Below are 23,817 nucleotides of genomic sequence, written 5' to 3'. Positions count from 1 at the left end.
AATGGAAAGAGGATGGCGCGGAGTGTCTGCTGCGGCCTCGTGCCGGGCTAGTGTGGACTTCCACATTTATAGCGCCCAGCCCTTTAAATCCAAGGGTTTACCCTGAATTTCGACGCCGCAAAAGCACTTGTATTCTGCCGCCGGCGCTAGACTTCCAACATGCTGGCTAACCCCGACACCCATGCCCCGCGCAGCCACGACAGCGCGTTGCAAAGCCGCGTGCGCCGCTGGCTGTGGGCGCTGCCGCTGCTGGCCTCGTTCGCCTTCGTCGCCGGCGATCTGGCCTGGACCTGGCGGGCCGACCGCGACGACCAGGCCGAACGCCGTGCCACCATGATCGCCGACGCGCTGAGCACCGAGGCGCAGTTGCGCGCCCGCATGGACGTGGAGGCCACCTACCTGGAGGATCTGGCGAAACAATTGCCGCACTTGCCGCGCAACACCGCCGGGCTGGCCACCAACGCCGACGTGTCCAACGGCCTGCGCAGCCTGTGGCAAAGCGTGACCTGGCTGGACGCCAACAACCGGATCGTCGCCAATGTTCCCGAGCAGCAACCGATTAGTCACGGCGCGCTGCGCGAGCTGTTGGAGAGCCCCGGCATGTCGGCTCACCTGGTGCAGGCCGCGGGCGCGGACCGGCTGGTGGTGCGCTATTCGGCTGCTCTGCTGCTGCGCCGTGGCACACCGTGGTGGGTCTCGCGCAAATACGATGTGCAGCTGCTGGACACCTCCGACCAGACGATTGCCTCGGTGGATGAAGTGCCGTTGCACCTGGACCCGCAGGCCCATGAAAGCTACAAGGTGCAAGTCGGGCGCAACATGCCCGGCACCTACCTGGAGCTCACCTTGCGCGAGATACCCCGGCCGTTCTGGCGCACTCTGCCGGTGGTGCTGGTGGTGGGTTTCCTGGCATTGATGCTGGTGGCCACTGTGCTGCTGCGTCGCCAGGTGCGCCAGATCTCGCGTGCCGAGGGTGCCTGGCGCACCGAAGCCGCCTGGCGCCAGGCCATGGAAGATTCAGCCCTGGTGGGTCTGCGCGCACGCGATGCCGAGGGGCGCATCCTCTACGTCAACCGCACCCTCTGCGATATGGTGGGCTTGCCCGCGCACAAGCTGGTCGGCCTGACGCCGCCCATGCCCTACTGGCCGCCTGAGTCCATCGACGAAGTCATGCTGCGCAACCGCCGCAACCTGGCGGGCAATGCCCCGCGCGACGGCTATGAAGCCGTGTGGCGCCACCAGGACGGGCATATGTTGAACGTGATGGTGTTCGAGTCGCCGCTGATCGACGCCGATGGCACGCAGATCGGCTGGATGGGCTCCATCATCGACATCACCGCACGCAAGCACCTGGAAGAACGTGAGCGCCACCAGGCCGAGGCCATGGCCCACCAGGCCCGCCTGACCACACTGGGCGAGGTCGCCTCGGCCCTGGCGCACCAGTTGAACCAGCCGCTGACTGCCATCATCGGCTACAACGCCGGCCTACAGCGTATGCTGCACCAGGAAGGCTATGCCAACCAGCCGGTGCTGAAGGCGCTGAGGAACCAGGGCGAACAGGCCGCCGAGGCCGGGCGCATCGTGCAGCGCATACGCGAGTTCCTGACCCGCCGTGCGCCTCAGCGCGAACCCAGTGACCTGGCCGCCGTGGCACGCCGCGCGGTGGAGCTGCTGCAGCGCGATCTGAAGCGCCAGCACATCGAGATCCAGTGGGCGCTGGCCAGTAATTTGCCGCCGGTGTACGCCGACCCCATACTGATCGAACAGGTGCTGATCAACCTGGTGCGCAATGCCGCTGACGCCTTGTCCGGCCACCGCCGTGAAGGCCAGATCCGCATCACCGCCGCGCCGGCAGGCGAGCGTTTTGTGCGCCTGGACGTGGAGGACGACGGCCCCGGACTGGACGGCCGCAGCATCGAGCGACTGACCGCACCCTTCTATTCGACCAAGCTGGAAGGCATGGGCATGGGCCTGGCGATTTGCCGCTCGGTGATCGAGATCCACCACGGCAGCATGGACGCCGGCCCCAGCCTGCTGGGCGGTGCCCGCCTGTCCTTCACTCTGCCCCTGTTCGAGGCCCACGACGTCTATACCCAAGACGAGGAAATCAACGCATGACATACCCCAACCACCCCGTCGCAGTGCACCTGGTGGACGACGAGGCGCCGGTGCGCGACGCGCTGGAGTTTTTGTTCAGCTCGCATGGCTTCAGCGTCTGCAGCTATGCCAACGGCCCGACCTTTTTGGCTGCGCTGGACGGCCCCACGCCGGTACGGGGCTGCATCCTGCTGGACGTGCGTATGGAGCCGTTGTCGGGGCTACAGGTGTACGACGAGCTGGCGGCACGCGGCAACACCCTGCCGGTGATTTTTCTGACTGGCCACGGCGACATTCCCATGGCCGTGGAGGCGCTGAAAAAAGGTGCTTTCGATTTTGTGGAAAAACCGTTTGGCGACGCCGCCCTGGTGGAGCGGGTGCGCGATGCACTGGCGGTGGAAGCTGCCCAGCAGCAGCGCCTGGCCGAGGGCGATGCGCGCGGCGCCAAGCTGGCTGGCCTGACACAGCGCGAGCGCGAGGTCATGCACCGCGTGGCCGCCGGCAAGCTGAACAAGGTCATCGCCGATGAAATGCATATCTCGGTGCGAACGGTGGAGGTCTACCGCGCCCGCGTCTATGCCAAGCTGGCTGTGCGCTCTTCTGCCGAGCTGGCGACGCTGCTGGCCAAGGCCTGAGCATTCGCGGCGCCCACTTCAGCGGTGTGCGCTTGCCGACTGCTCTGCAGACCGGATGAAATTCACAACCCGCTCAACAAGTGCCTGGACCAAGGGGAGCTGCGGCATGGAATAGGTTTGCAAATTGGCTGCCCTGTCCACGGTGACCATTTTGAGGATGTGGTTCATGCCCTCTACCAGGCAAAGAGTGGCGTCTGGACGCGCGGCAGCAAGCCTATGCGCGTCTGCAACGCCCACCTGCAGGTCTGTGCTGCCTTGGACAATGAGCGCAGGGCAGCAGGTCTTGGCGAATTCGTTGGCTGGATCGAGCGGGAACCAGGACGCCAGGTAATTCATGATGCTGGGGCGGTAGAACTGTGCGAGCTCGGCGGGGACGTTGGGGGTGGTATCTCCCTCGCACAGGCATGCCGCAATGTGTTGGGACGCCTCTTGCAGTGCAGGCGGCACACCCGCCGCCGCCAGTTGGCGCGCGATGATTTTGGGAGCCGCTTCGCCGGCACCCGCGACCAGGATGAGGCCCGCTACCTGAGCGCTTTGCGCGACCATGGTCGCGACGAGGGCGCCTTCGCTGTGGCCCAACAGAAAAACCGCGGATATGCGTTCGAGAGACGCCAGAACTGCACGCCAGGCCAGAGCGTCATCGACATAGCGGGTGAAGCGTAAATCTTGTTCCCGCGTTGCGTTCACCTGGCTGGAGCCAACGCCACGTTTATCGACCCGCAGCGAAGCGATGCCTTGCGCCGCCAGAGCATGCGCCAACAGTTTCAGGCTGTCATTGGGCAGGCCCGGCAAGTTGCCATCCCGATTTACGGGGCCAGAGCCGGCCAACAGAAGAACTGCCGGTATTGCTGAAGCACCAAGGGGCAGCGTGAGGGTGCCACATAGGCCATCCGTGCTGATCTCGCTTTCGGTCCAGGTCGGTGCGAATTCAGGAGAAAGCATGGCGAGTCCCGGTACCCCGCCGGAGCGGCGTGGCGAGTGGATGGTTGGTGCTATTGAATTCGTAGCTGTTGGCGCAGGTATTTCCTGCGCCAGAGCCACTTTTTATTTAAATTTCTCAGCGGCGTACCACTGCATCGCCAGGCGCAAAGTCGGCCGCCTTCAGCGGGCTGCGGCTGGTGATATAGCCACGCAGCACGTCGGCGTCGACAAAGCCGCTGTCAACATAGTTCTTGTGGGCAATCAGCTTGGGGTAGCCGTCGCCGCCCACGGCCTGGAAGTTGTTGACGGCCATGCGGTAGGTTTTGGCGGGGTCCACGTTCCTGCCCTGGATGCGTGCGCTGGTGACGACGCCACCGGTCATGACCAGCTCGATGCCGGCAAATTGCGGGAATGCGCCGGAGCCGACGGACATTTTGGCGGTGGCGTTCAGGTAGTCCATGACCTCGGCACCGGTGAAATCCACCGTGGCGATGGTGTTGCCAAAGGGCTGGACCTTGAGCACGTCCTTGTAGGTCAAAGTACCAGCGGGCAGCGAGTCGCGTACGCCACCGGCATTCACCACGGCGAAGTCGGCCTTGGTTTTTTCCATCATCGACAGGCCGACCAGCACGCCCATGGCGGCGGGTTTGGCGCGGATCACGCTGCGGTCGCCTTCGATGCGGGCATCGCTGCTGCCGACTTCCATGCCTAGTTTTTCCTGGCCGATGTTTTGGTAGGGCGTGAGCATGGCCAGCATGGCCGGGTCTTCGGCGATTTCGCTGGTGTAGTAGGCCTTGGCGGTTTTGCCGTCGGCCAGCTTCACGGTCTTCTTGAGGTTGATGGGAATCAGCGCGTAGTGCACCAGCTTGAATTCACCGTTGCGGTATTCAAAGTCGGCGCGGCCCACGTACTTACCCCACTCGTGGGCCTGCACGATCCAGGTGCCGTTCTGGCGGTCCGGGGCGCAGGGCGTGCCGGGCACATAGGCTTCGTCGCGTACGTTTTCGGCCTTCATGCAGACCGGGTTTTGTGAGTGGCCGCCGACCACCAGGTCGATGCCCTTGACGGCGCGGGCCATCTCCACATCGCCCTCGGCCTGGCTGCCATGCTGGCCGTCCACGTAGTGGCCCATATGGGTGGCGGCGATGACCACGTCGGCCTTGGCACGCAGTTCGGGCACGACATTGCTGGCTTCTTTGATGACGCTACGGAACTCCACGCCCTTGACGTTGTCGGGGTGCACCATCTTGTAGGTGTCTTCGGTGGTCAGGCCCATCACGCCCACCCGCAAGCCACCTACGTTGAAAATCTTGTAGGGCGCGAACATGCGCTGGCCGTTGTCGTAGATATTCGCCGACAGCATGGGGAAGGTGGCCAGGTCGCGCTGCATTTTCAGTACGGCGCGGGGCTTGTCGAACTCGTGGTTGCCTACCGCCATGGCGTCAAAGCGCAGCAGGTTCATGCCGCGGAAGTCGGGCACGGCGTCCTGCAGGTCGGACTCGGGCACACCGGTGTTGATGTCGCCACCGCTGAGCAGCAGCACCTGGCCACCAGCCGCAGCCACCTCGGCACGCACCTGGTCGACTACGGTCTTCTGGGCCGACATACCGTACTCGCCATCACTGTTCTTCCAGAAACGGCCATGGTGGTCGTTGGTGTGCAGCACGGTCAGGTGGTAGGTCTTGTCCTTCTCCGGGCCAGAGGGGCCCATGGACGAGCAGCCGGCCAGAGCGGCAACGAGCAGGACAAGAGCGAAGCGGCGGGTAGGCATTTTCATAGGAACTCCAGGAATGGAAATGCAAAAAGCAAGACGGGGGCCAGGGCGCTACTTCTTTCCGCGTAGCTCTTGCATGCGTTCGTCGAAGTACTTTTGAACGGTGTAGCGGTCGGACAGCACGACTTCGCGGCGTGGGTGCAGGAACAGCGGCAGCGACACGCGTGACTTGAAGCGGCCTTCGCCCGTGGGGTTGAGTACGCGGTGTGTGGTGGACGGGTAGTAGTGGCCGCTGGCTTCTTGCAGCATGTCGCCGATGTTGACGATTAGCAGGCCGAAGTCGCAGGGCACGTCGAACCAGGCGCCGTCCTTGCCCAGCACCTGCAGGCCGGGCTCGGTAGCAGCGGGCAGGATGGTCAGCAGGTTGATGTCGCCATGCGCGGCGGCGCGCACGCTGCCGGGCTCTTCGTCACCGCGCAACGGCGGATAGTGCAGCACGCGCAGCAGGGTTTGGTCGCAGCCCTCGATCATCTTCGGCAGCGGCTCGGTATAACGGGCACGCACCTCGGGTGGCGAGTTGTCTTCCACCCATTTCAGCAGCTCGGCGGCCAGGGCGCTGCCGGCTTTGTAGTAGCGCTGCGCTGCGTCCGACACCTCGGCCGGATAGCGGCCCCAGGGGTAGATATGGTAGAACTCCTTGAGGTCGCGCTTGTCGTTGCCCTTGGCGGTTTCCGACACCGCGGGCGAGAAGTAGCCGTCAAACCTGACTGGGTCTTGCGTGTACTTGTGTTTGGCTTCGGAGCCAAAAAACGCCAGCCATTCGGCGTAAATGCCTTCCACCAGATTTTGGTCCAGCGGATGGTTGGCCAGCACACCAAAGCCGGTGTTGTGCAGGCTTTGGCAAAAGTCTTGCGCCGCGGTGGCGCTGCGGTAATCGACAACCGGGAGCTGCATGACAGGTTCCTTCTCGGGAGGGGCGTTTTAGCGGGGTAGCCAGTCGGACATCAGGGTGTCTTCAAACACGGTGTTGCACGACTCGGCCTGCACCTGCATGCAGACCTGGGTGGCCGGTTTGTCGGCCCAGCCGGCTTGCGGGTGGAAGATGTCCTTGCGCTTCATCATGGTCTGGCCGTTGGCGATGCCTTCGGTGGCAACACGGATGGCGCCGCTTTCCAGGGTGAAGAACTCGGGGTTCACCAGGTAGATGAAGGCCAGCACATCGTGGCCGAAGCATCCGTGGATCTTGGCCACATGCGGGTAGATGCCGCTGTAGAAGTCGGCATAGAAGCTCACCGCGTGGTGCAGTACATCGGTGGCAATGTGCTGGTGCTTGTCGGCAATCTTCTTGATCAGTGCCAGTGGCACGATCACGCGGTGGGTCACGTCCAGGCCGACCATGGTCAGCTTCCAGCCGGCGGTGAAGACGTGGTCGGCCGCGTGCGGGTCGTTCCATACATTGGCTTCGGCCACGGGGGAGACGTTGCCGGGCTCGGTCACTGTACCGGCCATCAGGATGACTTCCTTGAGCAGCTTGGGCAACTGGGGTTCGAGCTTCAGTGCCAGGCTCAGATTGCCCAGCGGGCCTACGGCCACCAGCGTGATTTCACCGGGGTGGGCGCGGGCCATGTCCACGATGAATTGGGCTGACGAGCGTGGGTCCAGCTGGTTGGTGGTGGCGACGCGCGATGCCAGGTTGCCCAGGCCGTCCGCGCCGTGGATGAAGGCCGGTGGCGCCTCGCCGGGCTTGACCCAGGGCGTGGCTACACCTTTGGTCACGGGAATCGTCTTGCCGGCGATGGCCGTCAGGTACAGGGCGTTGATGGCGGCCTGTTCCACGGTGACATTGCCGAAGGTGGTGGTGATGCCGACTACGTCGATAGCCGGGTGGGCCAGCGCGAAGTACAGGGCCATGGCGTCGTCTACGCCGGGGTCGGTATCAAAAATGACTTTGTATTGGGTGCTCATGGTGTTCTTTCGTTCTTTGAATAGGGTGAAAAGGGCTTAGGCCGGGAAGCCGCAGAAGGCGCGTAGCGCAGCTTCTGCACCAGCCGGCGCGCCGCTGGCGACCAGGGCCTGCACCTCAGCGTGGCTGGGGATGCTCGACTGTGCGCCGGCCCGGGTGCAGGCCAGTGCGCCGGCAGCGCTGCCGTATTGCAGGGCCTGCGCCAAGGAATGGCCTTGCGACAGCGCGGCGGTCAGGGCGCCGCAAAAGCTGTCGCCAGCGGCGGTGGTGTCCACCGGCGTGACCGGGAAGGCGGCCTGCAGCAGGATTTCGCCGTCCAGCCGGGCGCAGCAGCCGCGGTGGCCCAGGGTGACCACTACGCAGCGCACGTCCAGCCGCGCCAGGCATTCGGCCACGCTGCCTTCATGCTGGGCTACGCTGGCGAGTTCGCCTTCGTTGACCACCAGCACGTCCACGGCGGCCAGCAGGGCCGGGGGCAGCACTTGCGCGGGCGCGGCGTTCAGCACCACCTGCACGCCCTGGGCGCGCGCGGCTTGGGCGTAGGCGGTGACGGTGTCGAGTGGGGTTTCCAGCTGCAGCAGCAGGTGGCTGAAGCCTTGCAGCGGGGGCAGGTGTTCGGCCTGCAGGGCGAGGTTGGCGCCAGGGGCAACGGTGATGGCGTTTTCGGCGTCGTCGGACACGCAGATGAAGGCGGTGCCGGTGGGCTTTTCAGAGCGCACGATGTGTGGGACCACGGCGGCCTCGGCCAATGAGGTCTCCAGCGGCTGGGCAAAGGCGTCGTCACCCAGCGCCAGCAGCATATGCGTGGTGGCGCCGCCTGCCCGGGCGCAGGCGATGGCCTGGTTCGCGCCCTTGCCGCCGGGAAAGGTCTGGAACGCATGGCCCAGCACGGTTTCACCGGGGGCTGGGATGTGCGGTGCCCGCACGACAAAATCAAGATTGGCAGAGCCAGCGACAAAAATCATGGATGGTTCTAAACAGAGGTTGCGGCATGTGGGGAGGGTGGGCGCTGCATCAGGCAGGCGCCGCCCCGTGCGAGCAACATGCTACGCGAATTTACGTGCACCCAGGGGTACCCTCACCCGGGTTTGCTGATAGCGGGTATACCGATTTCCGCACGGTGTGCATCAAATCGGCCGCAGCCGCAAATGAATCCAGCACCGGCAGCTATGTTTTATATAGCAAATCGCTGAGCGATCGTGGTGGTGTTAGCCGCCGGAGTCCAGCGTGAAGGTGGCGTGTTTGTCCTGGCCCAGGTGTTCCACCATTTGCTCCAGCGCGGGCTTGAGACCGGCCTTCAGGGTGTGGGGCGGGTTGATCAGGAACATGCCGCTGGCGGGCAGGCCAGGGCGCTTGACTTCACCGGTGGCATCGGTGGTGAGCTTGCTGAACTTGACGGTCAGCGTGGCGTGCAGCCAGCTCTTGCCGGCCTTGGTGGCCAGGGTTTTGAGTTTGCGGGGCAGGTCGTGTGCCTCAGGCCGCGGGATGATGGGGTACCAGACGGCATAGGTGCCGGTGGCAAACAGCTTCAGGCAGTTGGCCACCATGGTCGACACCAGCGCGTAGTCGCTCTTGATTTCATAGCTGGGATCGCACAGCAGGAAAGCGCGGCGGCTGGGTGGGGGTAGGAATTTGCGGATACCTTCAAAGCCGTCTTCGCGGAACACGGCGACCTGGCGGCCGGCTTCCAGCTGGGCGATGTTGGCCGACAGAGTTTTGCTGTCTGTGGGGTGTAGCTCAAATAGCTTCAGCCGATCGTGGTCACGTAACAGTTGTTGCATGATGAACGGAGAGCCGGGGTAGACCTTTTTGGCGCCGCTTTTGTTGAAGCTGGCCACCATGTCCAGGTAGTCCTGCAGCAGGGGGGCGGGCTGCCATGGCGCTTCGCCGGGGGCGGGGGGCGCCAGCAGCTTGAGAATGCCGTCTGCCGCCTCACCGCTGGTTTCGGCGTAGTCGCCGTCGAGCCGGTATAGGCCGGCACCCGCATGGGTGTCCAGCACGGCCAAGGCCGGGTCTTTTTCGGTCAAATATTTAAGGGCGGCAATCAACACCGTGTGCTTGAGCACGTCGGCGTGGTTGCCCGCATGGAAGGCGTGGCGGTAACTAAACATGCCCCAATGGTAACGAGGCGGGCGCCTGCCGTGTGGTGCCGGCCACTAAACTATGGTCCCCCGACCGCCATATGTCCGATTTAGCCTACCCGCCAGTTCTCCACAAAGTGCACCACACCGATGCGCTGGCTAACGGCACGCGTCTGGGGGAGTTCGAACTGATCCGGTTGCTGGGCGTGGGCGGCTTTGGCATGGTCTACCAGGCCTACGACCATTCACTGCAGCGTTCGGTCGCCATCAAGGAATACATCCCCACGGCGCTGGCTGGGCGTACCGGTGGGCCGTCGGTGGTGATTCGGTCTTCGCTGGACGGCAACAGTTACCAGGCGGGTTTGCAGTCTTTTGTGGCCGAAGCCCGGCTGTTGGCGCAGTTTGACCACCCGTCCCTGGTCAAGGTGCTGCGTTTCTGGGAGGCGAACAACACCGCCTATATGGTGATGCCGCTGTACCACGGCCTGACGCTCAAGCAGGCGCGCAGCCAGATGCGCCGCCCGCCGTCCGAGGCCTGGTTGCGCCAGGTGCTGTGGTCGGTGCTGGAAGCGCTGAAGCTGTTGCACGCGCACCAGACCCTGCACCGGGACGTGTCGCCCGACAATATTTTTCTGCAGGATGTGGGTCCACCGGTCTTGCTGGACCTGGGCGCGGCCCGGCGCGCCATTGGCGACCTGAGCCGCAAGCACACGGCGGTGCTGAAGGTGAATTACGCGCCCATTGAGCAATACGCCGATGCGCGCGACATGGTGCAGGGCGCCTGGAGCGACCTGTATTCACTGGCGGCGGTAGTGCACGGCTATTTGGCTAACGATTTACCCCTGCCTGCTACCTTCCGCGTGTTGCGTGACCGTATGCCCAGCATGCGCGAATTGGCGCAATCGGCACACAGCCTGTACGGCTGTAATTACTCACCGGCGTTCGTTGACACGTTGGACCGCAGTCTGGCCATACGCCCCGAGGACCGGCCCCAGTCGGTGGAAGCTTTCTCCGAAGCGCTGGATTTGCAGGTGCCGTCCGATATGGCCCGCTTTGACTGGCGGGCTGCCATGGGCGAGGGCTGGCAGCTGTCCCGCGATGAGCAGGCGGCGCGCGCCAAGCCCCAGCCCGCTGATCTGGCCGAGCAACCCACCCAATTTGTCTACCGTCCTGCGGCGCCTGTGGTGGTGGATGTTGCCGCCGTCGCGCCTGTGCTGTTGGCTGGAACGGAGCCGCGGACGACGCTGTGGCGTAAGACCGTGGGGTGGGGTGGGGCTGCCGTGTTGGCGGTCGGGGCGGCTGCGGGTGTGTACTGGAGCGGTTTTTTGCCCGCTGCCCAAACCCCTGCCGTGGCGGCCATGCCTGCGGTCGCACTGAGTGCCAAACCGGCTGTTGTGACCGAGCCCGCGGCTGCTGTGGCGGCGCAGGCGGCATCCCAGGATCAAGCAGCCTCCAGTCCGAAGTCTGTGGCGAGCGCGGCCCAAGCCACGAGGCCAGTTGTGCGCAAGCCGCGCGTAGCTGCCCCCCCTGCAAGCGGCGCCTCGGCTGCTGCAACTGCACCGCAGACGCGGCCCCGGGAGGCGCGGATTTCGACCACGATCGTGGAGCTGTGCCCGGAAAGCAACTTCATTGCCCGTCCCATGTGCCTGTACCGCGAGTGCCAAAAGCCGGAATTTGCCGAGTTGCCGGTGTGCGTGGAGAACACGCAACGGCTGAATCGCAACCAGCGCAAACACTCTTAAATAACCAATTTGACGGCTGGGCTTGCAACTTTGTATAATTCAAGGCTGCCCAGCGGTTTGCTAGCCCCGCGGTGCAGTTTAAAAACCACCTAAGAGATCTCCACCAGAGAGACGCCGACCGTGGAAAAGGGCTGCTAGGACGCCAACCCCTCAGGTTGGCCAAACCATTCTTTTAAAGAGAAAACTCATGACCAAGACCTTCAGCGCGAAACCCGCTGACGTGGTGCACGAGTGGTTTGTGATTGACGCGACCGATAAGGTCCTCGGACGAGTAGCCAGCGAAGTTGCTCTCCGTTTGCGCGGCAAACACAAGGCCATTTACACGCCTCACGTCGATACCGGTGACTTCATCGTCATCATCAACGCAGCCCAGCTGCGTGTGACCGGTGCCAAATCGAACGACAAGATTTACTACAGCCACTCCGGCTACCCAGGTGGCATTTCTGCCATCTCGTTCCGCGACATGCAAGCCAAGCACCCAGGCCGCGCTTTGGAAAAAGCCGTCAAGGGCATGCTGCCCAAGGGCCCGCTCGGCTACGCCATGATCAAGAAGCTCAAGGTGTACGGTGGTGCTGAGCATCCACACACCGCCCAACAGCCTAAAGTGCTGGACATCTAAGGAGTATCCAGATGATTGGTGATTGGAACAATGGCACCGGCCGTCGCAAATCCAGCGTCGCCCGTGTGTTTATCAAGAAGGGCTCCGGCCAAATCAAGGTCAACGGTAAAGACATCACCGAGTTCTTCGGTCGTGCTACCTCGATCATGATCTGCAAGCAGCCTCTGGTGCTGACCAACCACGCCGAAACTTTCGACGTGATGGTCAACGTGCACGGTGGTGGTGAATCCGGCCAAGCCGGCGCAACCCGCCACGGCATTACCCGCGCCCTGATCGATTACGACGCAACGCTCAAGCCTGAGCTGAGCAAAGCCGGCTTCGTGACGCGTGATGCGCGTGAAGTCGAACGTAAGAAGGTCGGTCTGCACTCTGCACGCCGCCGCAAGCAGTTCTCGAAGCGTTAAGCTTTTCGCTCTGTGCGACGCAAAAACCGCCAAGCCTTCGGGCTTTGGCGGTTTTTGTTTTTGAAAAGACCGCACTGCCGATACCGGCAAATTGTTTGCCCCGCAACTTAAGTCGGGAATTGCAGTAGCATCACCTAGATTCTTTACGGAGTACCCCATGAGCGCCCTAGCCGAAAACATCCAGACCGAAATGCCCACCCCTATCGTCTTCACCGACAGCGCTGCCGCCAAAGTGGCCGACCTGATCGCCGAAGAGGGCAATCCGGATCTCAAGCTGCGGGTGTTCGTGCAGGGGGGCGGCTGCTCCGGCTTCCAATACGGTTTCACTTTTGACGAGATCACCAACGAAGACGACACCACCATGACCAAGAACGGTGTGTCTCTGCTGATCGACGCCATGAGCTACCAGTACCTGCTGGGCGCAGAGATCGACTACAAGGAAGACCTGCAAGGCGCCCAGTTCGTCATCAAGAACCCTAACGCTTCCAGCACCTGCGGCTGCGGCTCCAGCTTCTCGGCCTGATTGGCCACCCCGTCTTGAAAAGGCCGCCTGTAGGCGGCTTTTTCTTTGCTACAACCGGTTTGGACAAGGAGCGGTTACCGCATGCAAGATGAATCGACGCGCCAGCGGTTGCTCTGGCTGGTGGCTATTGGGTTTTTCATGCAGACCCTGGACGCCACCATCGTCAATACCGCCCTACCGGCCATGGCCGCCAGTCTGGGCGAAAGCCCTTTGCGCATGCAGTCGGTGGTGGTGGCCTATTCACTGACCATGGCCATGTTGATCCCGGCCTCGGGCTGGATGGCCGACCGCTTCGGCACACGCCGTCTGTTTGTTGCAGCGATTGCTCTTTTCACGCTGGGCTCCTTGTTTTGCGCGATGTCGCACAGCCTGACGCAATTGGTGGCCTCCCGTGTGTTGCAAGGGGTTGGTGGGGCTTTATTGCTGCCTGTGGGGCGCTTGGCGGTGCTGCGGGCGTTTCCACGCGAGCAGTTTTTGAAAGCCATGAGCTTCGTTGCGCTGCCGGGCTTGATTGGCCCGCTGATCGGCCCGACTCTGGGCGGCTGGCTGGTGGAGTACACCACCTGGCACTGGATCTTTCTGATCAATTTGCCGGTAGGTGTGCTGGGCGGCATGGCCACCCTGGCCTGGATGCCCGAAGGCGTGCGGGTGGAGTACAAGCGTTTCGACCTGAGCGGCTATGCACTGCTGTCGTTTGGCATGGTGGCCTTGTCCTTGGCGTTGGACGGTTTGTCCGAGCTGGGTCTACGCCAGGCCACCGTGCTGGTGTTGCTGATGTTCGGCCTGGCCAGCCTGGTGGCCTATTGGCTGCACGCGGTGCGGGAACCCGAGCCCCTGTTTTCACCCAGGTTGTTCGCCATTCCTTCGCTGGCCATTGGTCTGCTGGGCAATCTGTTTGCGCGCATAGGCAGTAGTTGCATGCCGTTCTTAATCCCATTGCTGCTGCAGGTCAGCATGGGCTACAGCCCGGCACAGGCCGGCATGATGATGCTGCCGGTGGCGGCAGCCGGCATGGTGACCAAGACCTTGGCCACGCGCCTGATCACCTGGCTGGGTTACCGCAAGGTGCTGGTGCTGAATACGGCACTGGTGGGGCTGACCATGGCCAGCTTTGCTTTTGTGACTCCGGAGCAGCCTTTGTGGCTGCGCCTGGTGCAGCTGGCTTTATTTGGGGCGGTCAACTCCATGCAGTTCACGGCCATGAATACGGTGACTTTGAAGGACCTGGATGGTCCATTGGCCAGCAGCGGCAATAGCCTGCTGTCCATGGTGCAGATGCTGGCCATGGGGATGGGGGTGGCAGCCGCAGGGGCGGTGCTGGCGGGTTACACCGGCTATTTCCAGGCTGTGGGTGCTACGCAGACCTTGCAGGCTTTCCACGCTACGTTTGCCACCATGGGGCTGATGACCTTGGCATCGGCCTGGATCTTCTGGCAGCTGGCGCCCGACGAGAAGGTGGCGGCCCCAGCAGGGGCAGCTGACCTGGAGTAGGGCTCAGGCCGGGTAGATCGCGCCCAGCACCCGGTTGCCGCGTGCGCCGGTGACGCTGGCAAGGTTGCCCGGTGCGCGCAGCAGCGTCTGGCGCGCCAGCCAGGCGAAGGCTGAGGCTTCCACCTGTAGAGGCGGCAGCCCGTGGGCGGCCGAGGATTGCACCTGCATGGTGGGCAGTGCTGCCTGGATGCGCCGCATCAGCTGGCCGTTCAAGGCGCCGCCGCCGCATACGATCAACTGGTTGCTATTTTTTCCATAGCTACTTGCGCAGGTAGCATTTGCGCTGGCGGTCAATTCGGTCAATGTAGCTTGTACGTCTACCGGGCTCAGCCCGGCAAATCCCTGGAGCTTGGTGGCCAGCCAACCGGGGTTGAACAGGTCGCGGCCCGTGCTCTTGGGCGGTGCCTTGGTCAGAAAGGGCTCGTCCAGTAAGGCGGCCAGCAAGTCCGGCTGCACGCTGCCGCTGGCAGCCCAGGCGCCGTCGGCATCGAAGGGCTGGCCGGTATGTTGTTGGCACCAGTAGTCCATCAGCGCATTGCCGGGTCCGCAGTCAAAGCCCAGGATGTGATCGCCGTCCAGCACGCTGAGGTTGGAGATGCCACCGATGTTCAGCACCGCCACCGCTTCCTGTGCACGGCCGAACACCTGGTGGTGGAAGGCCGGCACCAAGGGGGCGCCCTGGCCGCCGGCGGCGATGTCGCGACTGCGGAAGTCCGCCACGACGGTGATGCCTGTGCGCTCGGCCAGCAGGGCTGGGTTGTTCAGTTGCAGGGTGTAGCCGGTGCCATCAAATTCCTGCGGGCGGTGGCGTACGGTCTGGCCGTGAGCGCCAATGGCCTGGATGGACGCTGCAGCGGCTTGGCCGCGGTCCAGCAACAGCTGGACAACCTTGGCATAGAGTTCGGCCAAGGCATTGGCGGCCAGGGCTGCCCGGTGCAGCTCGTTGTCCCCTGGTGAATTCAAGGTTAGTAGCCCGGCCCGGTGCGCATCGACAAAGGGCAGGCTGGCGTGCTGCAGCACCTGCATGCGGCCACCCGCAAAGTCAGCAAGTACACCGTCCACGCCGTCCAGCGAGGTGCCGGACATCAGGCCGATGTAGAGCTCGGACATTTTAGTCAGCGCTGGCCTGTTGCACGGCAGAGGCTGCGGACAGCTGCTGGCGCATGGTGGCGGCGAGTTTGTCAAACATTGGCTTGGCCGCGGCGGACAGCGGTTGGCTTTCGCTTTGGCGGGCCACCGTCATCGGGTCTTGGTGGACGCCATCGACACGGAACTCGAAGTGCAGATGCGGGCCGGTGGCCCAGCCGGTGGCACCAATCGCGCCGATATGCTCGCCCTGGCTGATCTTTTGGCCCGCGCGCACATTGATCTGGCTCAGGTGGGCGTACAGGGTTTCGTTGTGGTTGTTGTGGCGGACGATGATCACGTTACCGTAACCATTTTGCACACCCGCGAACTCCACCACCCCGTCACCCACGGTGCGCACCGGCGTACCAGTGGTACCCGCGTAGTCCACACCGAGGTGGGCTTTCCACAGCTTCAGAATGGGGTGGAAGCGCATGGAGAAGCCGCTGGTGATGCGGGAGAACTCTACCGGTGCAGTCAGGAAGGCACGGCGCAGGCTTTGGCCGTCCAGCGAGTAGTAGCTGCCCTTTTGACCGGGTTCGGCAAACCACATGGCCTGGTAGGTCTTGCCATTGCTGAAAAATTCAGCACTCAAGACGCGGCCAGTGCGCAGCACCTGGCCGTCGGCTTCAACGGTTTCATAGACCACCGAGAAATGGTCGCCCTTGCGCAGCGCGCGGCGGAAGTCGATGTCGCCCGAGAAGATTTCGGCGACCTGGGTGGCGACGGCGTCGGGAATGCCGGCTTCGTCGGTGGCGGCAAACAGCGAGCTGCGAATCGTGCCGCCGGCCAGCCGGCTGGTGGTGTCCAGCTGGGCATCTTCCATGCGGGAGCGGAAGCCCTGGGCGGTCTTTTCGACCACCAGGCGCTGGATGGCGCCGTCGTTGCCCGGGCTCCACAGCGCGCTGAGAGACAGCAGGGCTTGTTTGTCGGTTGCCTCGGCTTTCACGATACGACCGGCGCGACCGAAGATGGCCTTATTGGCCAGTGCATCGCTGCGCAGAAAGGCGACCGCGTCCGCATCGGCGATGCCCAGACGCTGCAGCAGTGAAGCGGCAGTGTCGCTGGAGCGGGTGGTTTCCGTGCGGAACAGATTGAAGCTGTGCAGATCGAGTGCCGCAGCCTGCTCTTGCAAGGGCAGGGGTTGCACCAATTCCGTGATTTGCCGTACCGGCAGGTCAGCGGCGTCTGGGCCCAGGGAGGCGACGGCAAATGCGCCGCTGCCACCGCCTAAGAGTACGGCCGCCACCAGCGCGGTGATGCGCTTGGGGTGGCGTTGTACCAAAGACAAAAGCCTATCGCTGACGGTGTTGAGACCGTTGTTCAAAAGATTGAATTCCCAAAAAGAGGTTTGCTGCAGAGACGTGGAAGGCCCTGGAAGTTCAGTCAGGTCATGCGCAATGGCCGGTAGCAGGAAGCACAAAGCGGGCCTGCGAGCCGTGTATTGCGCCAGACCTGGGGTTTTGGGCGGCCTATCAGGCAACGCACCACTAAAATCAGGGGCTGCAGCGAATCCGCGAGTATAGCGGTGCCCACCCTGGGCGACAATGGATAAAGACCTGAAAAACCCTTATGAATCAAGCAGTAAGTCCCGTATCGGGCAGTAATTTCCCTGTAACCGACCGTGTTCGGGAGGCTATGGCCGTGTCATTGCGCGGCTGTGACGAGCTGATTCCGCAGGAAGACTGGCTGAAGAAGCTGGCGCGCTCCGAGGCCACCGGCACGCCGCTGCGCATCAAGCTGGGCCTGGACCCAACGGCGCCCGACATCCATATCGGCCACACCGTAGTGCTGAACAAGATGCGCCAGCTGCAGGACCTGGGCCACACGGTGATCTTTCTGATTGGCGACTTCACTTCGCTGATCGGCGACCCCAGCGGGCGCAACAGCACCCGGCCACCGCTGACCCCCGAGCAAATCAAGATCAACGCCGAAACCTATTACAAGCAGGCCAGCCTGGTGCTGGACCCGGCCAAGACCGAGATCCGCTACAACAGCGAATGGAGCGAGCCCCTGGGCGCGCGCGGCATGATCCAACTGGCCTCGCACTACACCGTGGCCCGCATGATGGAGCGCAACGACTTCCACGACCGCTTCCACGGTGGCCAGTCCATCGCGGTGCATGAGTTCCTGTACCCGCTGATGCAGGGCTATGACTCGGTGGCGCTCAAGTCCGACCTGGAACTCGGCGGAACCGACCAGAAGTTCAACCTGCTGATGGGCCGGCACCTGCAGGCCGAATACGGCCAGGAGCCGCAGTGCATCCTGACCATGCCGTTGCTGGAAGGCCTGGACGGCGTGGAGAAGATGTCCAAGTCCAAGAACAACTACATCGGCATCAGCGAAGAGCCCAACACCATGTTCGCCAAGGTGTTGAGCATCTCCGACGTGCTGATGTGGCGCTGGTACACCTTGCTGTCGTTCAAGAGCGAGGCCGAGATTGCTGCGCTCAAGGCGGAAGTGGAGGCCGGCCGTAACCCCAAGGACGCCAAGGTGGCGCTGGCCAAGGAAATCACCGCGCGCTTCCACAGCGCTGCCGCAGCCGATGCGGCCGAGCAAGACTTCAACAACCGCAGCAAGGGCGGCGTGCCGGACGACATCACCGAGCTGAGCCTGCCTCTGGGTGAAGGCGGTGCGGCCGTGGGTATTGCCGCGCTGCTGAAGCTGGCCAACCTGGCCGCTAGCAGCGGCGAGGGCAACCGCCTGATCGACGGCGGCGGCGTGCGCGTGGATTCCAGCGTGGTCAACGACAAGGGCTTGAAACTGGGTGCCGGCACCTATGTGCTGCAGGTGGGAAAACGCAAGTTTGCCCGCGTGACGCTGGGCTAATGCAAGCGTGAGGTCAAGGCGCTGGCGAGGCTAGCGGCTTGCCCTTTTCCACCACGTAGACGCCGACCAGTTGCACCGGGTTGGCGGTGTCGTTCTCGGCGGCGTGCACCACGCCTGCGGGAATGACAAAGGATTCACCCGCCTTGATACGGCGCGGCGGCTGGCCGTCCACCAGCAAAACAGTTTCGCCGGACATCACATAGCTGATTTCATCGCCGGGGTGGGTGTGGCGGGCCGCCTTGCCGCCGGGGGCAATTTCTACACGTGCGACCACCGCCTCGCGCCCCGGTACTGAAACGTCTTCCTTGCCCACGATGGTGCGTGTCAAGCCACTGGTTTGCGCCTGGGCGGCAGCTGCCAGGCCCAGCAGGCCGCCGACGAGGATGTAAATACCGTAGTTGCGCAAACGCATGGTGTGTCCTTTGAAAAATCGTGGCCTATCGTAGTGGTGTGGTCCAGGCCCATGCTCGGTGACAACCCTGAGCCTACTGACCGACAATCCCCGCATGAAAGCTGTTTTACAAAGAGTGCGGGAAGCCCGCGTGGTCATCGCGGACGAGGTGGTGGGCCAGATTGGTCCAGGCCTGCTGGTGCTGGTGTGCGCCGAGCGCGGCGATGTGCCAGCCCAGGCCGACAAGCTGCTGGCCAAGATTTTGAAGCTGCGCATCTTCAGCGATGCGGCGGGCAAGATGAACCTGAGCCTGCAGGACGTGGCGGGCGGGCTGCTGGTGGTCAGCCAGTTCACGCTGGCGGCCGATGCTTCGGCGGGCAACCGGCCCAGCTTTATCAGCGCAGCGCTACCCGAGGACGGGCGCCGGCTGTACGACTACTTTGTGGCCCAGGCCCGGCGGCTGCATGCGCCGGTACAGACCGGGCAGTTTGGCGCCGACATGTTGGTGCACCTGGTCAACGACGGGCCGGTGACGATTCCGCTGCAGTTTTAATCCGCCAGCTTAGTCGGCGTAAGGGTCGGCGATGCCCAGTTCCACCAGGATCTCGGTCTCGTAAGCTTCCATCTCGTTGGCGTCTTCTTCGCTGGTTTCGTGGTCCCAGCCCTGGGCGTGCAGGGTGCCGTGCACCAGCAGATGGGCGTAATGGTCTTTTAGCGACTTGCCGTTTTCTGCGGCTTCGCGGGCGACCACCGGGGCGCACAGCACCAGGTCGGCGGTAACCACCGGCTCCTGTGTGTAGTCGAAGGTCAGCACATTTGTGGCGTAGTCCTTCTTGCGGTATTCGCGGTTCAGGGCCTGGCCTTCTTCGGCATCGACGATGCGCACGGTGATTTCGGCGTCCAGCGCCAGTGCGTGGCGTATCCAGCGGGCCACGCTGTGGCGGGGCAGGGCGGCACGGTGCAGGGCCAGCTCTTCCTTGTTGGCCAGCTCACCAAACTGCAGCGAGAGTTGTAAGTTGTTCAGCATGTTTTTGGCTGCTAGCGCAGGTATCTTCTGCGCTAGCAGCTATCTAATTAATAGCGTAATGGATGGCGTTAAACGGTTTTGCGGGTACGCACGGCCAGGTCCGATTTGCCGCGCGTGTCGTAGGCATCGACGATGCGTGCCACCAGCGGGTGCCGCACTACGTCGGCGCTGGTGAAGCGGGTGATGGCAATGCCCTTGGTACGGCGCAGCACCTGCTCGGCGTCGATCAGGCCGCTGAGCTGGGTTTTCGGCAGGTCGATCTGGCTGACGTCGCCAGTCACCACGGCCTTGGCGCCAAAGCCGATGCGGGTCAGAAACATCTTCATCTGCTCGGGCGTGGTGTTCTGCGCCTCGTCCAGGATCACAAAGGCGTTGTTCAGCGTGCGCCCGCGCATGAAGGCCAGCGGCGCCACTTCCAGCGCGTTGCGCTCAAAGGCCTTTTGCACTTTCTCCGGCCCCATCAGTTCGTACAGCGCGTCGTACAACGGGCGCAGATAGGGGTCGATTTTCTGGTTCAGGTCGCCGGGCAGAAAGCCCAGGCGCTCGCCGGCTTCCACCGCGGGGCGGGTCAGCACAATGCGCTGCACCGCGCTGCGCTCCAGCGCGTCCACCGCGCAGGCCACGGCCAGGTAGGTCTTGCCGGTGCCGGCCGGGCCGATGCCGAAAGTGATGTCGTGCTGGGCGATGTTGTCCAGGTAGGTGGTCTGGTTCGGGGTGCGGGCGCGCAGGTCGGCGCGGCGGGTTTGCAGGCTGTGGCCATCGGCGCCCAGGTCGGCATCGCTGGCCAGCATCAGTTGCACGGTGTCAGGCTTGATCGGGCGGCCGGCCTGTTCGTACAGGGCCTGCAGCAGCTCCAGCGCCTGGTTGGCGGTGGCTTTGGGTCCGTCGATCTTGAATTGTTCGTGCCGGTGGGCGATCTTGATCTGCAGCGCATCTTCGATGGTGCGCAGATGCGCGTCCATGGGGCCGCAGAGGTTGTCGAGCCGGGTGTTGTTGGGGGGCGCGAAGGTGTGGCGAACAATCATGGCTGTATTGTCGCCTGTACGCTGTGTTCAGGCGCTTGTCCTACGCGCAGGTGCGGGGGCGGCTTGTTAGGATGCGCTGCACACCATGGCCCAAGATTCACCGCCCCATATCGACAGCATCTCCCCTGCAGACAAGCCCGATGCGCTGACCGCCAGGCTGCTGGGCCGGTGGGCGGCGGCCGATCTGGCCGTGCCGGCGCAGTGGCGGGCCGCGACTTCGGCCTTGCAGGCACAGCCGCCGTCTGCGCACTGGGACCTGCAAAGTGTGGAGCGCTTGGACCATGTGGGTGCGCAATTGCTGTGGAACCACTGGGGCCGCCAGTGGCCAGCGCAGATAGCCTTGCTGCCCGAGCAGCGCAGCCTGCTGGAGCGTGTCGCCAAATTCTCGTGTGAAGCGCCCCCCAGCCACGACGCGACCTGGGCGCAGTGTTTCGACGCGCTGGGCGCCTGGGTGCTGGCGGGCCTGGCGCAGGGGCTGGACTTGTTGCGCATGCTGGGGCAATTGGCGTTGGATCTGCTGCGCCTGGCACGCCGCCCGCAGGCCGGGCCGTGGCGGGATGTTTCGGGCCATCTGTACCAAATGGGCACCATGGCCCTGCCCATCACCGCGCTGGTGGGCTTCTTGATTGGCGTGGTGCTGGCCTACCTGACATCGCAGCAGCTGCGCCAGTTCGGGGCCGAGGCTTTTATCGTCAACATCCTGGGCATGTCGGTGGTGCGTGAGCTGGGGCCGATGTTGGCCGCCATCCTGATCGCCGGGCGCTCCGGCTCGGCCATCACCGCGCAGATCGGCGTGATGCGCGTGACCGAAGAGCTGGATGCCATGCGTGTCATGGGTATCCCCCTGAGCTACCGGTTGGTGATGCCACGCGCCATGGCGCTGGCCATCGCCATGCCGCTGATCACCGTATGGACTTCGGTCACCGCGCTAGCGGGGGGCATGCTGGCGGCGGACCTTTCGCTGGGCATCACGCCCGCATTTTTTTTGCAGGCCTTGCCCGATGCCGTTGGCGTGGCCAACCTGGGGCTGGCGGTGTTCAAGTCGGCCGTGTTCGGCCTGTTGATTGCGCTGGTGGGCTGCCACTGCGGCCTACGCGTCAAACCCAATACCCAAAGTCTGGGGCAGGGCACGACGGCTTCAGTAGTGGCCTCGATCACCGTGGTGATCCTGGTCGATGCCTTGTTCGCCATCGTCTTCAAGAACGTAGGTGTTTAGTATGGAACACCCCCAGGCTACGCGCATTGCATGTCGCTTCGCCAACCCCCTTGCAGGGGGCGACACTAGTGGCCCGGCAAAGCCGGTTCCACGGTGTCTCTGGACGAGACACGCTGGTTTTTATTCGCCTTTGATCACGTTGAGCCGTTGTGCACGTTATGGATAAGTCCGAACTGATCGTCGATATCCAGGGCCTGCAGACCGCGTTTGGCAGCGGCAAGAAGCGGGTTGTCATTCACCAGGACCTGGCGCTGACCGTGCGGCGCGGCGAGATTTTGTCCCTGGTGGGTGGCTCGGGTACGGGCAAGACGGTGCTGCTGCGCCAGATGCTGGGGCTGGAGCAGCCCGCCCAGGGCCAGGTCACGGTGCTGAGCCAGCCCGCAGCCGAGCTGGGCCGGGCGGGTGCGGCCAGCCGGGTGGGCATGCTGTTCCAGCAGGGGGCGCTGTTTTCGGCCTTTACTGTGTTGGAAAACATTGGCTTTCCGTTGCGCGAACTCAAAACCCTGCCCGAGGCCTTGGTGCGTGACGCGGCCCTGGTCAAGCTGCAAATGGTCGGCCTGAACCCGGCCGATGCCGACAAGATGCCCGCCGACCTGTCCGGCGGCATGGTCAAACGCGTGGCCCTGGCCCGTGCGCTGGTGATGGACCCGCCGTTGTTGTTGCTGGACGAACCCACCGCCGGGCTGGACCCGAATGGTGCGGACGAATTTGTGGCCCTGCTGCGCGCCCTGCACCAGGGCCTGGGCCTGACGGTGGTGATGGTTACCCACGACCTGGACACTCTGTTTGCGCTCAGCACCCGGGTGGCCGTGCTGGCTGAAAAGAGGGTGCTGGTGACGGGCACGCCCGCCGAAGTGGTGGCCTTCCCGCACCCGTTCATCGAACACTTTTTTCTGGGCGAACGCGGGCGGCGGGCTTTGGCGCCGCTACCCCTTTCACCCATTCCTTCAGGAGAGAGTCCCCATGGAAAATAAATCCCATGCGCTGGCTGCGGGCGCGTTTGTGCTGGCTGTCACCGCGCTGTTGGTGGCGCTGGCGGTGTGGCTCACGCGCGATGCGGGCAGCAGCCATCCGTATGAACTTTCGACGCGCGACCCTGTGACGGGCCTGCAGCCCCAGGCCGCCGTGCGCTACAAGGGTGTAGCCGTGGGCAAGGTGACCCATATCGGTTTCGACCCCGACGTGGTGGGCAATGTGCTGATACGTATCGCGGTGGACGACACCACGCCGCTATCACCCACCGCCTTTGCCAGCCTGAGCTACCAGGGCATCACCGGCCTGGCCTTTGTGCAGATCGACGACGCGGGCCAGGCCCAGACCCCGATTCCGCCCGGCCGCAGCGGTGTACCACGCTTGCCGCTGGAGACCTCGCAACTGGGCAAGCTGACCCAGCAGGTGCCACACATCCTGGAGCAGGTGGACCAGGCCACGCTGCGCCTGAACCAGTTGCTCAGCGATGAGAACCAAAAACTGTTCACCGGCGTGCTGACCAATGCCGACCACGCCACCACCAGTCTGGCCCAGCTCAGCGCCCGGCTGGAGCAAACCGTCACCCAGCGGCTGGACCCAGCGCTGGCGCGCATCCCGGCGATTGCCGACGACACCCACCAGGCGATGCGCGCGCTGCAGACCGCCGCCAACACGGCTGACAGCAGCTTTGTCGCCATCGGGCAGACGGCTGCGAGGCTGAATGAAAAAGGCGGCGTGATGGACCGACTGGCCGAAGGTTCGGGCGCGCTGTCGCACGCGGCGGACGCCTTGGGCAATGCCACCTTGCCGCGCATCAACCGGGTGGCCGATGACGCTTCCCGTGCGGCGCGGCAGCTGGGCCGTACTGTCAACGGCATCAGCGAGCAGCCGCAGTCGCTGATCTTTGGCGGCGGCGCGGTCGTACCCGGCCCGGGCGAGCCCGGCTTTGTGGCCCCTGCCGCACAACCATGAAAACGGCTTACAAAGGATTTGCTATGAAAATAAGAGCTTCTGGCGCAGGTGGAATGTGCGCAAAGTGCCTATT

At 63.6% G+C, this 23,817-nt stretch carries 23 protein-coding genes; 12 read left to right on the top strand and 11 right to left on the bottom strand.

Annotation, left to right across the window (positions count from 1 at the left end):
- Positions 1-159 precede the first annotated feature (159 nt).
- A complete protein-coding gene (locus AC07O2_RS01240; RefSeq protein WP_495073921.1) occupies positions 160-2,118 on the top strand; it encodes a sensor histidine kinase in 1,959 nt (652 codons plus the stop codon).
- Positions 2,115-2,732 carry a response regulator transcription factor gene (locus tag AC07O2_RS01235; RefSeq protein WP_495073920.1) on the top strand — a complete coding sequence of 206 codons (618 nt, stop codon included), beginning with the start codon at positions 2,115-2,117 and terminating at the stop codon, positions 2,730-2,732. The genes AC07O2_RS01240 and AC07O2_RS01235 overlap by 4 nt, the downstream gene beginning before the upstream one ends.
- A gap of 18 nt (positions 2,733-2,750) precedes the next feature.
- Here the strand turns inward: AC07O2_RS01235 and AC07O2_RS01230 are convergent, their stop codons facing one another.
- The 6 genes from AC07O2_RS01230 to AC07O2_RS01205 form a co-directional block, all read right to left on the bottom strand.
- Positions 2,751-3,524 carry an alpha/beta hydrolase gene (locus tag AC07O2_RS01230; RefSeq protein ID WP_495073919.1) on the bottom strand — a complete coding sequence of 258 codons (774 nt, stop codon included), beginning with the start codon at positions 3,522-3,524 and terminating at the stop codon, positions 2,751-2,753.
- Between the two features lie 265 nt (positions 3,525-3,789).
- A complete protein-coding gene (gene ushA, locus AC07O2_RS01225) occupies positions 3,790-5,430 on the bottom strand; it encodes a bifunctional UDP-sugar hydrolase/5'-nucleotidase UshA (protein ID WP_495073918.1) in 1,641 nt (546 codons plus the stop codon).
- Positions 5,431-5,478: 48 nt separating this feature from the next.
- Positions 5,479-6,321, bottom strand: a complete 843-nt coding sequence (locus tag AC07O2_RS01220) for an isopenicillin N synthase family dioxygenase (RefSeq protein ID WP_495073917.1) — start codon at positions 6,319-6,321, stop codon at positions 5,479-5,481.
- A 27-nt stretch (positions 6,322-6,348) separates the two neighbouring features.
- Positions 6,349-7,332: a nucleoside hydrolase gene (locus AC07O2_RS01215; protein ID WP_495073916.1), complete on the bottom strand. Its 984-nt coding sequence runs from the start codon at positions 7,330-7,332 to the stop codon at positions 6,349-6,351.
- A gap of 36 nt (positions 7,333-7,368) precedes the next feature.
- Positions 7,369-8,295: a ribokinase gene (locus AC07O2_RS01210; RefSeq protein ID WP_495073915.1), complete on the bottom strand. Its 927-nt coding sequence runs from the start codon at positions 8,293-8,295 to the stop codon at positions 7,369-7,371.
- Positions 8,296-8,538: 243 nt separating this feature from the next.
- On the bottom strand, positions 8,539-9,441 hold the full coding sequence (locus AC07O2_RS01205; RefSeq protein ID WP_495073914.1) for a 23S rRNA (adenine(2030)-N(6))-methyltransferase RlmJ: 903 nt from the start codon (positions 9,439-9,441) through the stop codon (positions 8,539-8,541).
- Between the two features lie 71 nt (positions 9,442-9,512).
- On the opposite strand from AC07O2_RS01205, the gene AC07O2_RS01200 reads away from it, so the two are divergent.
- From AC07O2_RS01200 to mdtD, 5 genes are all read left to right on the top strand, one after another.
- Positions 9,513-11,153: a serine/threonine protein kinase gene (locus AC07O2_RS01200; RefSeq protein WP_495073913.1), complete on the top strand. Its 1,641-nt coding sequence runs from the start codon at positions 9,513-9,515 to the stop codon at positions 11,151-11,153.
- Between the two features lie 187 nt (positions 11,154-11,340).
- Positions 11,341-11,772, top strand: coding sequence for a 50S ribosomal protein L13 (gene rplM / locus AC07O2_RS01195; protein WP_490590971.1), 432 nt, complete (start codon positions 11,341-11,343; stop codon positions 11,770-11,772).
- A gap of 11 nt (positions 11,773-11,783) precedes the next feature.
- Positions 11,784-12,176 (top strand): 30S ribosomal protein S9, encoded by a 393-nt coding sequence (gene rpsI / locus AC07O2_RS01190; protein WP_490590970.1) that lies wholly within the window; start codon positions 11,784-11,786, stop codon positions 12,174-12,176.
- A gap of 157 nt (positions 12,177-12,333) precedes the next feature.
- On the top strand, positions 12,334-12,699 hold the full coding sequence (gene erpA, locus AC07O2_RS01185; RefSeq protein WP_495073912.1) for an iron-sulfur cluster insertion protein ErpA: 366 nt from the start codon (positions 12,334-12,336) through the stop codon (positions 12,697-12,699).
- A gap of 81 nt (positions 12,700-12,780) precedes the next feature.
- Positions 12,781-14,190 carry a multidrug transporter subunit MdtD gene (gene mdtD, locus AC07O2_RS01180; protein ID WP_495073911.1) on the top strand — a complete coding sequence of 470 codons (1,410 nt, stop codon included), beginning with the start codon at positions 12,781-12,783 and terminating at the stop codon, positions 14,188-14,190.
- Between the two features lie 3 nt (positions 14,191-14,193).
- On the opposite strand, the gene AC07O2_RS01175 is transcribed toward mdtD, so the two are convergent.
- Positions 14,194-15,300, bottom strand: a complete 1,107-nt coding sequence (locus tag AC07O2_RS01175) for an anhydro-N-acetylmuramic acid kinase (RefSeq protein ID WP_495073910.1) — start codon at positions 15,298-15,300, stop codon at positions 14,194-14,196.
- 1 nt (position 15,301) lies between these two features.
- Positions 15,302-16,642, bottom strand: coding sequence for a M23 family metallopeptidase (locus AC07O2_RS01170; RefSeq protein WP_495073909.1), 1,341 nt, complete (start codon positions 16,640-16,642; stop codon positions 15,302-15,304).
- A gap of 245 nt (positions 16,643-16,887) precedes the next feature.
- Here AC07O2_RS01170 and tyrS point away from each other — a divergent pair, with 245 nt between their 5' ends.
- Positions 16,888-18,144 (top strand): tyrosine--tRNA ligase, encoded by a 1,257-nt coding sequence (tyrS, locus tag AC07O2_RS01165; RefSeq protein WP_495073908.1) that lies wholly within the window; start codon positions 16,888-16,890, stop codon positions 18,142-18,144.
- Between the two features lie 13 nt (positions 18,145-18,157).
- Here tyrS and AC07O2_RS01160 read toward each other — a convergent pair whose 3' ends face one another.
- Positions 18,158-18,556: a cupin domain-containing protein gene (locus AC07O2_RS01160; RefSeq protein WP_495073907.1), complete on the bottom strand. Its 399-nt coding sequence runs from the start codon at positions 18,554-18,556 to the stop codon at positions 18,158-18,160.
- 94 nt (positions 18,557-18,650) lie between these two features.
- On the opposite strand from AC07O2_RS01160, the gene dtd reads away from it, so the two are divergent.
- Positions 18,651-19,088 carry a D-aminoacyl-tRNA deacylase gene (gene dtd, locus AC07O2_RS01155; RefSeq protein ID WP_495073906.1) on the top strand — a complete coding sequence of 146 codons (438 nt, stop codon included), beginning with the start codon at positions 18,651-18,653 and terminating at the stop codon, positions 19,086-19,088.
- A 9-nt stretch (positions 19,089-19,097) separates the two neighbouring features.
- Here dtd and ybeY read toward each other — a convergent pair whose 3' ends face one another.
- Both ybeY and AC07O2_RS01145 read right to left on the bottom strand, forming a co-directional pair.
- Positions 19,098-19,562 carry an rRNA maturation RNase YbeY gene (gene ybeY, locus AC07O2_RS01150; protein WP_495073905.1) on the bottom strand — a complete coding sequence of 155 codons (465 nt, stop codon included), beginning with the start codon at positions 19,560-19,562 and terminating at the stop codon, positions 19,098-19,100.
- A gap of 68 nt (positions 19,563-19,630) precedes the next feature.
- Entirely contained in the window at positions 19,631-20,587 is a 957-nt protein-coding gene (locus AC07O2_RS01145; RefSeq protein WP_495073904.1) for a PhoH family protein, read from the bottom strand.
- A gap of 85 nt (positions 20,588-20,672) precedes the next feature.
- Here AC07O2_RS01145 and AC07O2_RS01140 point away from each other — a divergent pair, with 85 nt between their 5' ends.
- The 3 genes from AC07O2_RS01140 to AC07O2_RS01130 all read left to right on the top strand — a co-directional run bounded on the left by AC07O2_RS01140 (position 20,673) and on the right by AC07O2_RS01130 (position 23,744).
- Complete coding sequence (locus AC07O2_RS01140) at positions 20,673-21,803, top strand: MlaE family ABC transporter permease (RefSeq protein WP_495073903.1); 1,131 nt, start codon at positions 20,673-20,675, stop codon at positions 21,801-21,803.
- A 158-nt stretch (positions 21,804-21,961) separates the two neighbouring features.
- Entirely contained in the window at positions 21,962-22,777 is an 816-nt protein-coding gene (locus AC07O2_RS01135) for an ABC transporter ATP-binding protein (protein ID WP_495073902.1), read from the top strand.
- Positions 22,767-23,744: an MlaD family protein gene (locus AC07O2_RS01130; protein WP_495073901.1), complete on the top strand. Its 978-nt coding sequence runs from the start codon at positions 22,767-22,769 to the stop codon at positions 23,742-23,744. Before AC07O2_RS01135 ends, AC07O2_RS01130 begins: the two co-directional genes overlap by 11 nt.
- The last annotated feature ends 73 nt before the right edge of the window (positions 23,745-23,817 follow it).

It is taken from the genome of Rhodoferax sp. GW821-FHT10B06, from assembly GCF_059415605.1.
Note: the sequence above shows the minus strand (reverse complement) of the source record. Positions and strands in the feature narration are given on the sequence as shown.